Genomic DNA, 13,020 nt, shown 5'->3' with positions numbered 1-13,020 from the left:
GGGCACAAAGATACTTAACCCGTTATAAAGTTCCATACGCCGGCGGCCTGGAATTATCCGATGTAAAATTTATTTTTTGCACAACGAATTCCTGTTACCTGTTTTTTCGTCTTTATAACATAAGACCTCCTAAATGGTCATTATTTACATTCTGCGTATGAAGACGAACATCATTTCCGCCCTCCTCGGGCGATATAAGCACGTTCTCCTGGGGGCCTGTTGCCTCTTACCTGCGGGTAATCTATGCTATGCTGCCGCGCCTGTGGAAGTAGATATCTGCGTATATGGCGGCACTTCTGCCGGTGTAATCGCTGCCTATACAGCAAAGCAATTACACAAAACCGTGATACTGGTGTCGCCCGACAAGCACCTGGGCGGACTCACCTCCGGTGGATTGGGCTATACAGATATTGGTAATAAATATGCCATTACCGGCTTATCCCGCGACTTCTATCGCCGGATGGGACAGCACTATGGAAAACTGGAACAATGGATTTTTGAGCCCGGCGTGGCCGAAAATGTGTTTCAGCAATATATTAAAACAGCCAATGTACCGGTACTCTATGAATATGCCATCAGCAGCGCTAAAAAGGAGAATGGCTATATCACGGAAATTGTGGTGAATGGTGCAGACACCCGCGTGGTGAAAGCCAAAATGTTCATCGACTGTTCCTATGAAGGCGATCTGATGGCGAAAGCGGGTATTGCCTATACAGTAGGCCGCGAAGCCAACAGCCAGTACAATGAAACCTATAACGGCGTACAGTTGAGAGAAATACACCAGTTCCCGGATGGTATAGACCCGTACAAAATACCAGGTAAACCGGAAAGCGGCCTGCTCTGGGGAATTGCCAGCGGCACCCTGGCAGATCATGGCGCCGGCGATAAATTTGTACAGGCTTATAATTTCAGGATCTGTTTGACTAATCAGCCGGCTAACCGGATTCCGATTACGGCGCCCGAAGGATACGATCCGACTAAATACGAATTATTGCTCCGCCTGCTGGAAAATACAAAGCCGAAAAATCTGTCGCCCATGCTAAAGCTGGACCTGATGCCCAACGGCAAAACAGATATCAATAACAAAGGCGCTTTTTCCACGGATATGATTGGGATGAACTATGACTATCCGGACGCGGATTATGCTACGCGGAAAAAAATCATCCATGACCATGAAATCTATACCAAAGGCTTACTGTACTTTATAGGACATGATGAGCGGGTACCTGCTCATCTGCGGACTGAAATGCTGACCTGGGGCTATCCTAAAGACGAATACAAAGATAATGGCCATTGGTCTCCTCAAATGTATGTGAGAGAAGTAAGGCGGATGATAGGCGACTACGTGATGACACAGGCCAATTGTGAAAGACGGGAAGTAGTTACGGATGGAGTAGGCATGGCAGCTTATAATATGGATTCTCACAATTGCCAGCGTATAGTCGTAAACGGTATGGTGAAGAATGAAGGAGATGTAGAAATTGGCGGATTGAGTCCTTACCCGGTTTCCTACCGCTCGATTATTCCAAAAGCCGGCGATGCCCGTAATGTGCTGGTACCTGTTTGTTTGTCGGCTACGCACATTGCGTATGGATCCATTCGTATGGAGCCGGTATTTATGGTGTTGGGCCAATCGGCAGCAACAGCAGCAGCAGTAGCCATCGATAATAAAACTTCGGTACAGGAAACGGATGTAAAGAAAGTACAGCAGCTGTTGCTCACCAATCCTTTGGTGGATAATAGTCCGGTGGAGATTTTGGTAGATGATAATGATGCCGCCCATGTAACTATTACGGGCGAATGGAAAACGGCTATCCACGGCGGTTATGGTCCTTCTTTGCTGACAGACGACAGCAAAGGCGCCACCGCCAAATCAGTACGCTTTACGCCGGAAGTGAAGAAAGCAGGCAAATACGAAGTATACACCTATGTTCCGCGGTTGCCTGGTATGGATGGTAATGTGCATGTGAAAATCAATGATGGGAAGCGTACTGCCGAGAAACTGATAGCTGCGCAAACAGTGAAGGTATTAGGGCAAACTTCCGGAGAATGGGTAAGTTTGGGTAGTTATGAATTAAAAGCCGGCACCGGCGCCTACGTGGAAATTGATAACCACAAAACAGACGGTATAGTGGTGGCAGATGCGGTACTATTTATACCGAGATAAAATCTTTTAAAAAAAAATAATATCGCGGAAGGATTCGGGCGATTCTTTTTATCGTCTTTAGCAGTAACGTAGTATATACCGTGTAATTCCACAAAATTGTTATTTTGTATTAAATTCCATGACCTTCCTTGCTGAAAGATAGCTTACATAATGAAAAAGAGCTGTTGCAGCGCGTGGCTGCGGGAGACCAACAGGCCTTCCAGCTGTTATTTGACCGTTATTGGGAGAAGATGTATGCCAATACCCTGCAATTTGTGAAGTCGGCGGCAAAGGCAGAAGATCTTACACAGGAAATATTTATCAAGGTCTGGATGAGCCGGGAACGGTTAACGGCAGTCAACCGCTTTGACGCTTTTTTGTATACCATGTCTAAAAACATGATCCTGGATGAATTCAGGAAACGTGTGTTGCCTACGGTGCAGGAAAACGGCTACGATGTATATATGGAATCAGATCTCCCTTCCGCGCAGGATAAACTGGAATTCAAAGATGTAGAAATACAGCTGAATGCAGCGATCAACCGGTTGCCAACGCAAATGCAACAGGCCTTCCGGTTGAGCCGCTTCCAGGGCATGTCGCACGATGAAATTGCCCGGCAGATGAATATTTCCCGCGTTACTTCCAAAAACTATATTGCCCGGTCTATTGTAGCGATCAGGAAACACCTGGCTGCCAAAGCAGGTCATTTAACAGGTATATGGCTGCTATTATTTTTTTGGCAGTAAAAAGTTTGTCTGCCAGGGATTCCGCTCATTATTTTTTTCGTCTTTATAATAGCAGCCCTTCATGAGAGTGTGCTGATATTTCATCCGGTTTTATGTCAAATGAGGAATTAAAAGCATTATTGGAAAAGTACCTGGGCGATCGCATCACTCCGGAGGAGCTGCAACGGCTGCAGGTACAGGTGCAGGGGAATGACAACGAACAGGTACTGGGCGAAATGATTGCCGCTATCCTGGCGGAAGATCGTTATACGGAAAAACATGATGTGGATTTGCAACAGGCTTTCCATGATGTGATGAAGGAAGCAGAACAGCGGGAAGCCATGATAAATGAGCACGCTGCCATCGATACATCTTCTGTTGTTTCCTCATCTTCCAACATCCATATCCTGTATAAACTGGCTGCAGCAGCGGTATTGCTGATCATGCTGGGAACAGGGTTTTCCTGGTGGTATCGGTCTGCGCATCGGGTGGCAGTAGTGGCTGGTAACACAACGCGCGCTATTATTCCGGGTGGTAACAAAGCCGTACTTACCCTGGCAGATGGCAGCACCATTGTATTAGACAGCGCTCGTGACGGAGCACTGGGAAGTCAGGGCAACACACGTATCATTAAACTGGACAGCGGCCGTTTGGCTTACACCGCCAACCAGGGAGATGCGAATGCTGCCCCGCAGTATAATACTATCAGCACCCCAAGAGGGGGACAGTACCAGGTAGTACTGCCGGATGGCAGCCAGGTATGGCTGAATGCCGCTTCCTCCCTGAGATTCCCGGTGGCATTTACCGGCAACGACAGAACCGTGACCTTAACAGGGGAAGCTTATTTTGAAGTGGCCAAAAATGCCGACAAGCCTTTTATTGTACGCACCCGTGGCATGCAGGTAAACGTATTGGGTACCCACTTCAACGTAATGGCTTATCCCGATGAAGGCCGCGTAAAAACCACCCTGGTGGAAGGCGCGGTGAGTGTATCGCAGGGCAATGCTACCTCATTGATACAACCCGGGCAACAAGCCAGCATCAACGATGCCGGCACCACGTTTATGATCAGCAAGCCCGATATAGAAGACGTAATGGCCTGGAAAGAAGGAGAATTCAGATTCCGTAAAACAGATATCAGTATGATTATGCGGCAAATTGCCAGATGGTACGATGTGGATATCGAATACAAAGGAGATTTATCCGGCATTAAACTTTATGGTAGTATGACCCGTAAAGAAAATGCTGCCCAGCTGCTCGAACTGCTGGAACAAACCGGTATGGTGCATTTCAGTACTAACGGTAATAAAATTACCGTGATGCCGGCAACGATGAAATAATGCTTTTCCACGTTTAGCACCCGCATTTATATTTAACGATCCTTTACTTTAAACTCAACCAAAAGATAGTATGGAACTGCTTACCATTTCCCACTCCCACGGGAGGAGGAGCCGCGTGCCGGCTAAACTCAAAATATGGCTGGTCAGGAAGCTGAGCATCTGGCTCCTGATGGCAGGCGCCTTATCCGCCAGCGCACAAACGCAGACAGTAAAATTGTCAGCCAACAAAATGCCGCTGGATAAAGTTTTTGATATACTCAGCAAACAAACCGGTTACCAGTTCATCTGTGATGAAAAGTTGCTGGAAAATACGCCACCGCTCAGCGTGGAAATCAAAAATAAAACCCTGGACGAAGCATTGAAAATATGCCTGAAAGATTTGCCACTAACCTATCTGATTAAATATGGAACGGTAGTGATAAAAAGGAGTACACCAGGCGCAAAGTCAACCTCACCTGGTAACGGCAAGGAGGCATCCAATAAAACCATTACCGGCACCATCACCGATAGTACCGGTATGGGATTGCCAGGTGTATCGGTAGGTGTAAAGTCCACTTCAAAAGGCGTACAAACCGATGTGAACGGACATTTCACCATTAACAACATCAGTGATCAGGATGTACTCACGATTTCCAGTATCGGTTATCAAACTATACAGGAACCGGTAAAAGATCAGACCAATTTACGTATCCGGTTATCGCCCACACCAAAATCACTCGTGGAAGTAGTGGTGGTAGGTTACAGCACGCAGAAAAAAGTAGATCTCACTGGTGCGGTAGCCACCGTGTCCGGTGAAACACTGGCGGCCCGACCTGTAGGACAAACCTCTGCCGGTTTACAAGGCACCATGCCCGGCGTCACCATTACCCAGGGCAATGGTAAACCCGGTGGCGACGGTGGTACTATCCGCATCCGTGGCTGGGGTACGCTGAAAAATCCCGATCCGCTTGTACTCGTGGATGGGGTAGAAGGATCTATCAATAACATTGACCCTAACGTGATTGCTTCCGTTACTGTACTGAAAGATGCGGCATCTGCTTCTATCTATGGTTCCAGGGCTGCCAACGGCGTTATCCTGGTAACAACAAAACGTGGCAAAAGCAGTAAGCTTTCTATCAACTACAACAATTATGTAGGCTGGCAACAGGCCACCAACCTGCCCGCACTCACCAACGCACTGGATTATATGTTGCTGACCAACGAAGCCTATAAGAATTCCGGTCGTACCCCTTTGTATTCAGAGGCATTACTGCAAAAGTACCGGCAGCAGGGCAACGGCAGCTCCGACTCACTTCCCAACACCGACTGGCAGAAAGCAGTATTAACCGGTTCCGGTTTTCAACAAAGTCATTTTTTAACGGTGAACGGCGGAACGGACAAAGTAAAAATGCTGTTGTCTGTAGGCTACTTTGATCAGAAAGGACTGATCGAACAATCGGAATTTAAGCGCCTCACGGTCCGTGCCAATACAGATGTCATTTTCTCTAAAAAGCTGAACATGCAGTTCGATCTGCAATACATCAGTCCTGTGACCACAGAGCCATCGGCAGGTGCAGATGTACTGTTCGCTTACATGAATAATATTTCGCCCAATCAGCTGGCTGTTAACTCCAATGGTACCCGCGGAGAGGGATGGGTAGGTAACAACCCGGCTGCTTCTGCCAAAGAAGGAGGATTGAAAAAGTTAAGTGCGCCCTGGGGTAGCATGAACACCACCATTAACTATCAACCGGTAGAATGGTTAACAGCTTCTTTCAATATTGCACCTAAATACGTGCAAAGCTATACGAACAAATTTACAAAAGCATTGCAGACCTATCATCCGGATGGGAGCCTGGCAAATAAAAATCCGACGGTAAGTTTACTGGAAGTATCCAATCAAAGAGAGTTTTATAATAACATGCGGGGCACGCTCACCTTTCACAAAACCTGGGGTAAGCACGATGTGAAAATATTGGGTGGCGCGGAGCAAAACAGCTATCGGCAGGATATACTGAATGCATCCCGCGATAACTATATCCTGCCTGATTATCCGGTGTTGGATGCGGGCGGTGCCGGCAATATGAAGAATAGTGGTTCCGGTGCAGAATGGTCTTTACGCTCTTTTTTTGGCAGGGTCAATTACAACTATAAAGAAAGATACCTGCTGGAATTAAATATCCGTAACGATGGATCTTCCCGTTTTGCTGAAGGCCGCAAATGGGGCGTTTTCCCTTCCGCATCCGCTGGCTGGCGCATTTCAGAAGAAGCTTTTATGGCGGCACTGAAACCTGCGATCAACGAACTAAAACTCCGCGGCTCCTGGGGTAAACTGGGTAATCAGAACATAGGTAATTATCCATCGGCTACAGTAGTGAATCTTAGCTCTTATACCATCGGCGGACAAATTGTAAATGCAGCCGCTATGGACGCATTGGCAAACAGAAATATCACCTGGGAAAGCACCGGGATGAGTGATGTAGGACTGGATGTTACCTTGTTTTCACATCTCTCCATAACAGCAGATTATTATAGCAGCAAAACAAAAGATATCCTGCTGCTCCTGAACATACCCCTCATCACCGGGCTCAAAGCCCCCTATCAGAATGCTGGTAAAGTAAGTAACAAAGGCTGGGAGCTGGGCATCAACTACGATGGTAACATCAAAGACTTTAAATACAACATTGGCGTGAATGTTTCTGATGTGAAAAATAAAGTGGTGGATATGCACGGTATCAATCAGTCGGCTGTAACCGTTAGCAGGGAAGGATATCCGGTGAATGCTATTTTTGGATTGGAAGCAGAAGGCTTTTTTCAGAATGCAGATGAAGTAGCCAAACATGCTACACAATTCGGCACTATTGCACCGGGAGATATTAAATACAAAGACCAGAACGGTGATGGCATCATCAATGAAAATGATAAGGTGGTGATGGGAAATACTATTCCGCGCTATACTTATGGTGTTAGTCTGAATGCTTCCTGGAAAGGTATTGACTTCGGTGCTTTTCTGCAAGGCGTAGGTAAGGTGGATGGACTAATTTACGGCGCGGGCATCATGCCTTTTTATGTGAGCTCCGTAGGCGGTACGGCACAGGAAAGATTCAAGGACTACTGGACACCCGAACATACAAATGCAGCTTTCCCACGACTGGTATTTGGTGGTACCAACAACCAGCAGATTTCCAGCTTCTGGATGAAAAGCGCGGCCTATCTGCGTTTGAAGAATCTGCAGATAGGATATACGTTGCCATCTCATCTGACAAAATCAGCGAAGCTGAATAGTGTACGCGTTTTTGTAAACGGATCTAACCTGTTTACCGTTGCTAAATTCTGGCCGGGTTATGACGTAGAAACGGCTGTTGGCGTAGCGGATAATTATCCTGTCATGAAGGTGTACAGCTTTGGTGTTAATGTAAATTTTTAAAACCGTCATCATGAAGAAGCATTTTACTTGTTATATCATCGTCGCTATTTCTTTATTGGCCATACAAGCCTGCAATAAAGACTACCTGGATAAAAGCCCGCTCGGAGGTCCTTCTGATGCATCTTTCTTTAAAAGTCAGGATGAATTGTTATTGGCGGTAAACGGCTTATACAGGGCCATGAACAAACCGATGGATGATTATGATCCCGGGCAGCTGGAAGGCCCCACCGTTAGCCTGATGCTGGATGCTGCCACCGATATTGGCTATGAACGCAATGCCAGCGACCTGCAGAAAATAGGTACGGGCAATCATGACGCCAACAACACTTATACGCAAGGGCTATGGACCGACTTTTATAAAGTAATAGGTCGCTGTAATTATATACTGGACAACGCAGAGAAAGTAAAACCACTCACAGATGCCGCATTGTATAAACGCAGTATGGGCGAAACCCGCTTCATCAGAGCCTACATGTATCAACAATTGATTTCTTTATTCGGTGGCGTACCACTGGTAACACATACCCTTACCTTAGAAACAGCACAGCTGCCCCGTAGTGAGAAACAGGTAGTGCTGGATTTTATTTTTGAAGAACTGGATAGCGCCGCTGCCTGGCTGCCTAAAACCTATCCTGCTGCAGAATCAGGACGTGCAACCAAAGGCGCCGCACTGGCTATCAAAGCGAGAGTGGCATTGTATAATGAAAAATGGAAAGTGGCAGCAGATGCCGCCAAAGCTGTAATGGACCTGAATGTATATAAGCTGGAAGATAATTTCCCCCGCTTGTTTTCTTATGATAATAAAAATTCCGGAGAAGTTATCCTGGCTTTGCAATACCAATTGCCCGTACTTAACTGGGGTGGGCCTTATCCGCTTTTATGCAGGAATGCCGGCGGAGCTTCCAACAAAGTACCTTCTCAATCGTTGGTAGACAGCTATGAATGTACCGATGGGCTTACGATTGATAAATCGCCGTTGTATGACCCTAAGAAGCCTTTTGAAAACCGTGATCCAAGATTAGGGTATACGATTGCTTTACCGGGATCTATCTTTTTTAATTACCAGTTTGAAACGCATAAAGATAGCCTGATGAGTTGGAACTACAATACTGCGCCGGCTACCCGCATTGTTAACCAGGATGCTGTCAACGCATATGCTTCCTTCAGCGGTTATTGCTGGCGTAAATACATTGATCTGAAAGATAAAGACAATATGCGGATGTCTACTATGAGCATCACCTTGATAAGATATGCAGAAGTATTACTCACCTATACCGAAGCAAAAATGGAAGCCAATGAACTGGATGCATCAGCATTTAAAGCGATCAACGATGTGCGGCAAAGAGTCGGTGTAAACATGCCGGAGATTCCGGTGGGAGCCACACAGGCAGCATTGCGTTCCGCGGTGCGTAAAGAGCGGATGTATGAACTGGCGAATGAAGGCTTCCGTTTGTTCGATATACGTCGTTGGAAAATAGCAGAGAAAGTGATGAAAGGACCTTTGTATGGCCGTGTACCGAGAGGTCTTTTAGCCAACGCGCCTGCTATTGATGCCAATGGTATTGCGGACTATAGTCAGGTGTCCAACAAAGCAGATATGCGCGTGATAGAAGTGCGGACGTTTAATGCAGGGAGGGATTATCTGTGGCCGATTCCATATATAGAAACGCAAACGGATCCGAAGATGGTGCAGAATCCGTTGTATTAGTATAATTGACGAAAATTATTTCCTGATGGATCATGTCTTTTAAGAAGATATGATCCATTTTTGTTGAAAATTGTTGAAAGGAATAGTTGTATAATATTATCAAGAGAATAAAAAATAGAGAAGTTTTTTTATAATCATTTCCCCTGTAATTATTTTTTATATCTTTACCCCAAGATGTAAATAGAAAAATTGTAGTATACCCTTAGCCTAAATTTTATACCATGAAAATTTAATACAATTAGTCGTGTGTTAGTTAACCTTTGTCAGCGTCTGTACATACAGGCACTGTGGAATTGTGTCCCTATTTGATGTTCTAATTTTTTTCCATTGAGACAATTAGTTTTACTATTGACTGTCATTCTTATGGCCGGTATGCCTGTGTCAGGACAACAATTGTCGCTGGGAAACAGGAATATTTCCGATACCGGATACTTCTATATTCATAGCGGATGTAAAACTCTTTTGAGGATTCCCGTGATGCTATATAACAGACCGGATTCATCCGATATTACTGCTGTAAGAGCTGTCAGGAAAGTAATGCCTGCGCCTGCACCGGTACGCACACCTTTTTTGGCGGTGCATGGGAATGTGCTGTACGATTTTTATTACCAGTCAAATATTGATACGCCGTATACAGAGCGGGATATTCATCAGCATACTTTGCAAACAAATTTAAGTATAACCGTCAGGAACAAATATCCATTAAGGGTTTCTTTCAGCACCCAGAACGGGAATTCATCGCTGTTCCGGAATCTGACAGGTGCGAGGCTGTCTTATAATAATCTTGATTTTAAACAGCAGTTGCTGGCAAATGCCAGGAGCTGGAGTGCCGGAAAGTTTAAGCAACTCCGGGAGCTGGACTCCCTGAAAGCCTATGCAGATAGTTTGAAAGGGAGGATTGCCGGCATTCGCTACTCTTTTGACGAAGCCGCTTATATCCAGCGGTTGATAGAAGCGAGGGAGCAGGCATTGCGGTTCAAAATGGATTCACTGGCAGGGAAGATTAAACCGGGTAGCCAGGGAGATTCATTGTATAAAAAACTGATTGCAGAAAAAGAACATTTTAGTAAAGAAACAGATTCTCTGCAACGATTACTGAATGTAGCGGATAAGCGTTATAATCAGTTGGTGCTTAAAACAAACCGGCAAAAAGCCACCTTACTGGATGCTTTGCAACATAGCCGTAATAACCGGGAGCTGTCTGATGCACTGGAGAGCCTGAATTTACCGGATTCGGTATTGCCAAAAGGGTTTCGTACGCTGCTGGCTATACGGAGTTTTGGTATCGGCAGAACTATTGCTGACTATTCGGAACTTACTGCCAGAAATATCAGTATATCCGGTGTGCAGGTGGAGTATAATCCTTCTTATTATCTCGCGCTTGCCACCGGAGTAGTAGATTACCAATTCCGCAATTTTATCGTGAAAGAGAAACGTGCACCACAATATCTTACCCTGATCCGCGGTGGTTTTGGAATGAAAGAAGGGAACCATGTTTTCCTGACATATTACATGGGCAAAAAACAGTTGTATGGCAATAACGCTGTTACATCAGATAGCAGTCAACCGGTGGATAATCGTCTGATGGGTATAGCGCTGGAAGCACAATGGAAACTGGGAGCTAACACTTTCCTGGTGGGAGAGGTGGCACGGTCATCGATGCCATACAATGCCCGCAGATCACATGGGAGCAATAATTTTAGCAGCATGTTTGATTTCTCCGGGCATACCAATGAAGCCTATACCGCTTCCTTCAGTACGTTAATCAATTTTTCCAATACACGTGTAACGGGTATGTATAAGTGGATGGGCAGTGATTTTCAATCGTTTAGTTTTTATACTACCGGGTCACGGCAAATTGCCTGGAATGTTCAGGCAGAGCAGCCCTTTTTTCATCAGCGTCTGTTGCTGGCAGCGGCTATCCGGAAGAATGATTACGCCACTTTTTACATGCCTTCAAATTATGAAAGTAATACTGTTTTCAAAAGTGTGCAGTTAACGATGCGGATACCTCGTTGGCCAGTGGTCAGCATTGGCTATCAGCCCACCTCCCAGCTGATAAAAATGGATGAGAAGCATTTTTCGGAGCAGCTGTTTTATATGCTAACGGGAACGGCTACACATACTTATAGGTACCGTGGTATTATGATGAATAGTATGGTTACCTATTCCCGGTTTTACAACCGGCAAACAGATACCTCGTTTATATATTTTAACAGCCGTAACATTGTTGCAGCGCATACCGTGTTCCTGAAAAAGTTTACCCTGGCGGGGCAGGCAGCAGCGGCGGTAACGGAAGAATATGGACTGTATAGTCTGGCTGGTGATGCCAGCTGGAAAGCATTGCATTGGTTTGAAATTGGAGGTACACTGAAGTATAACCGTCAAACGGTATACGCGATTCAGCAATGGGGATACGGTGCAAATGCGAGAATGAATATTCCCCGGTTCGGAGAGGTGGCACTGAGGGCAGAAAAGAGTTATCTGCCGGGTGGAGGAAAACAACTGGTATCTAACAATACAGGAAGATTAACTTATACAAGGATATTTTAGTATGACACGGAAAAAATCCCATGCAACCAGCATATTATTGCTGTTGTTGCTATCTCTGAAATTGAATGCCCAGGTAACAATGTCTGCGCAGGTTCCCCCTGCTGGCGTATTACAGCAATCACAGTTGTGGAATATGGTAGTAACAAATGCTGCGTCCTCCACATTGACGGCCACTATTATGCTTCGTTTAATGGATGCTGTTACAGGGCAGCCTGTGTTAACAGGAACTTCCCGCGCTATCCAGCTATCGGTGGGCGCCAAACAACTGCAACTGAAAGATGTAGGGCCTGTGGCGTATGAATACCTTTCTCCCGTGGCAGACCGGCGTGAGAACGCATTGCTGCCACCGGGCAAATACAAGGTTTGTTACAGCATTGTGGTGGAGGGAGATAAATCTATGCATCCCCAGGTGGAAGACTGCCTGAACTTTGTAGTGGAACCGGTGGCTCCGCCACAGCTGAATACACCGGCTAATGCATCCTTATTGGATGCTTCCCTGCCTCAGTTTACCTGGATTCCGCCTGCGCCGGTGAACCTGTTTTCCGATCTTAATTACGACCTGGTACTGGTAGCATTATATGAAAATCAGTCTCCACTGGAAGCCGTACAGGTGAACATGCCGGTGTACCGCGTCTCTTCTTTGCGGCAACCTTTCATGACCTATCCGGCGAGTGCTCCTGCATTGGATACCGGAATTACCTATGCATGGACGATTACCGCCAATAACGGCCGGCAGTACGCTGCACAAACGGATGTATGGACCTTCAGGATGAAGCGACCTGCTAATACTATCGCTGATGATCTGACTTCCTTTGTAGAGTTGAGAAGAAACAACAGTCAGGTGATCAATTGCGGCAAATCTGTGAAATGCAGTTATGTGAATGATGCCGGTGATGAGAAAGCCACCTATGAAATTGTTTCTCTGGAAGATAAAAACCGGGTGATACGGCATGGTAATATCAATCTGCAGCCAGGTACCAATATGCTGGTACTACCGCTGGATACAGGCAACCGGTTATCGGCCGGTAAGTTGTACGTTTTCAGATTGTTCAACAGCCGTTCAGAAACCTGGGAAATGAAATTCATTTACAGCAGTAATTAATAACCGATCCCTGATCTCATCCCTTACCTAAAATAGAATT

7 protein-coding genes are annotated in these 13,020 nt (G+C 45.8%); all 7 read left to right on the top strand.

Features of this window, described 5'->3' with window-relative positions; all coding sequences use genetic code 11:
- Window positions 1–157: 157 nt before the first annotated feature.
- Window positions 158–2,167, top strand: a complete 2,010-nt coding sequence (locus AB4Z08_RS13420; RefSeq protein ID WP_441574253.1) for an FAD-dependent oxidoreductase — start codon at window positions 158–160, stop codon at window positions 2,165–2,167.
- Window positions 2,168–2,295: 128 nt separating this feature from the next.
- The gene (locus tag AB4Z08_RS13415; protein WP_441574252.1) at window positions 2,296–2,892 is read left to right on the top strand and encodes an RNA polymerase sigma factor; all 597 of its coding nucleotides are present in this window, start codon (window positions 2,296–2,298) and stop codon (window positions 2,890–2,892) included.
- Window positions 2,893–2,984: 92 nt separating this feature from the next.
- Window positions 2,985–4,211: a FecR family protein gene (locus AB4Z08_RS13410; protein ID WP_441574251.1), complete on the top strand. Its 1,227-nt coding sequence runs from the start codon at window positions 2,985–2,987 to the stop codon at window positions 4,209–4,211.
- 70 nt (window positions 4,212–4,281) lie between these two features.
- Window positions 4,282–7,617 carry a TonB-dependent receptor gene (locus tag AB4Z08_RS13405; RefSeq protein ID WP_441574250.1) on the top strand — a complete coding sequence of 1,112 codons (3,336 nt, stop codon included), beginning with the start codon at window positions 4,282–4,284 and terminating at the stop codon, window positions 7,615–7,617.
- Between the two features lie 10 nt (window positions 7,618–7,627).
- Window positions 7,628–9,325, top strand: coding sequence for a RagB/SusD family nutrient uptake outer membrane protein (locus AB4Z08_RS13400; RefSeq protein WP_441574249.1), 1,698 nt, complete (start codon window positions 7,628–7,630; stop codon window positions 9,323–9,325).
- Window positions 9,326–9,652: 327 nt separating this feature from the next.
- A complete protein-coding gene (locus tag AB4Z08_RS13395; protein ID WP_441574248.1) occupies window positions 9,653–11,878 on the top strand; it encodes a hypothetical protein in 2,226 nt (741 codons plus the stop codon).
- Between the two features lies 1 nt (window position 11,879).
- Window positions 11,880–12,980, top strand: a complete 1,101-nt coding sequence (locus AB4Z08_RS13390; RefSeq protein ID WP_441574247.1) for a hypothetical protein — start codon at window positions 11,880–11,882, stop codon at window positions 12,978–12,980.
- Window positions 12,981–13,020: the final 40 nt, after the last annotated feature.

It is taken from the genome of Chitinophaga sp. RAB17, from assembly GCF_052114225.1.
Taxonomy (GTDB): domain Bacteria; phylum Bacteroidota; class Bacteroidia; order Chitinophagales; family Chitinophagaceae; genus Chitinophaga.
Note: the sequence above shows the minus strand (reverse complement) of the source record. Positions and strands in the feature narration are given on the sequence as shown.